Origin of the sequence: Micromonospora sp. S4605, assembly GCF_003176715.1 — a bacterium.
Taxonomy (GTDB): Bacteria; Actinomycetota; Actinomycetes; order Mycobacteriales; family Micromonosporaceae; genus Micromonospora; species Micromonospora echinaurantiaca.
Genome location: NZ_QGSW01000014.1, coordinates 1 through 1,458 on the forward strand (window position 1 = coordinate 1; position 1,458 = coordinate 1,458).

At 73.7% G+C, this 1,458-nt stretch carries 2 protein-coding genes; both read left to right on the forward strand.

Annotated features, from left to right (window positions below; translation table 11 throughout):
• Positions 1-184 precede the first annotated feature (184 nt).
• Positions 185-985: an isoprenyl transferase gene (locus DLJ47_RS00065; RefSeq protein WP_109898068.1), complete on the forward strand. Its 801-nt coding sequence runs from the start codon at positions 185-187 to the stop codon at positions 983-985.
• An 86-nt stretch (positions 986-1,071) separates the two neighbouring features.
• Positions 1,072-1,257 carry a hypothetical protein gene (locus DLJ47_RS00070; RefSeq protein WP_109898069.1) on the forward strand — a complete coding sequence of 62 codons (186 nt, stop codon included), beginning with the start codon at positions 1,072-1,074 and terminating at the stop codon, positions 1,255-1,257.
• Positions 1,258-1,458: the final 201 nt, after the last annotated feature.

Consider the following 1,458-nt stretch of genomic DNA (forward strand, 5'->3'; position numbering starts at 1 on the left):
CTGCAGGTGCGCCGCGACCAGGCCGCTGCACTCCCGGCGTACGCCGGGAGTGCAGCGGCCTGGTCGCGGCGCACCTGCAGTGGCACCTGGAACGCGCGCTACGCTCGCTGCCGCTGGTCGACCGGGGTGCCTCGGCGCCCGGCGCGGAAGGCGCGAGCAGGGAGAAGAGCGAGTGATCCGATCCATGAGGGCCGGCCGGCGCGAGCCGGTGCCGCCGACACCGCACCCGTCCGGCGCCCGGCCGCCGGCGCTGCCCCCGGAGGCGGTGCCCCGGCACGTCGCCGTGGTGATGGACGGCAACGGCCGGTGGGCCAAGGAGCGCGGGCTGCCCCGCACCAAGGGCCACGAGGCCGGCGAGTACTCCCTCTTCGACACCATCGAGGGCGCCATCGAGCTGGGCATCCCCTACCTGTCGGCGTACGCCTTCTCCACCGAGAACTGGCGGCGCTCGCCGGACGAGGTCCGCTTCCTGATGGGCTTCAACCGGGACGTCATCCGCCGCCGCCGCGACCAGCTGGTCGATCTGGGCGTCCGGGTAGTCTGGTCCGGCCGGGCCGGCCGGCTCTGGAAGAGCGTGATCTCCGAGTTGCAGACCGCCGAGGAGATGTCCCGCGGCAACTCCACGCTGACCCTGCAGTTCTGCGTCAACTACGGCGGGCAGGCCGAGATCGCCGACGCGGCCGCCGCGATCGCCCGGGACGCCGCCGCGGGCCGGCTCGACCCGGCGAAGGTCACCGAGAAGACGGTGGCGAAGTACCTCTACCACCCGGAGGTCCCCGAGGTGGACCTCTTCCTCCGCCCCTCCGGGGAGCAGCGGATCTCCAACTACCTGCTCTGGCAGACCGCGTACGCCGAGCTGGTCTTCCTCGACACGCTCTGGCCGGACTTCGACCGCCGGCACCTGTGGTACGCCTGCGAGCTGTACGCACAGCGCGACCGGCGCTTCGGCGGCGCGCTGCCCAACCCGGTCGCCCCGCCCGCCTGACCCGCAGGTCCGCCCCGGAGCAGGCTTACCTACCCGTCACGCTGGGTACCAATCCGGTCAGCAGCCACTGACGGAGGTGAACCCACATGATCCAGAAGCGCATTGCCCAGTGGGCGGTGATGGCGATCGCGGTGCCGCTGGCGGCGGCCGGCGTGCGTCGGCTGAGCCACACGCTGGAGGCCCGGCGCGGCCCGTCCGGGGTCACCCGCCTGCTCACCAAGGGCGCCGACCTGATCCGCCCGCAGAAGGCCAAGCGTCGGCGCTTCTTCTGACCGCTCCGGGGCCGCGTCCGATGGCGCCGGCCCCGCTCGGCGCCGCCGCTTCGCGGCGCCGCTCCCGCCCCGGCCCAGCGGCCGATCGGGGAGTTCCTGGTGTTTGGCGGCAGTCACCCGTCCGGGTGGACCGCCCACCGGAACCGCCCGGTCGACCCCCGGGCCGGGGTTGGTGGTTTCCGGGGTGGGTGGGCATGTACT

Coding starts and splice junctions, on each gene's coding strand:
- DLJ47_RS00070 (WP_109898069.1), top strand. CDS start 1,072: ATGATCCAGAAGCGCATTGCCCAGTGGGCGGTGATGGCGATCGCGGTG.
- DLJ47_RS00065 (WP_109898068.1), top strand. CDS start 185: ATGAGGGCCGGCCGGCGCGAGCCGGTGCCGCCGACACCGCACCCGTCC.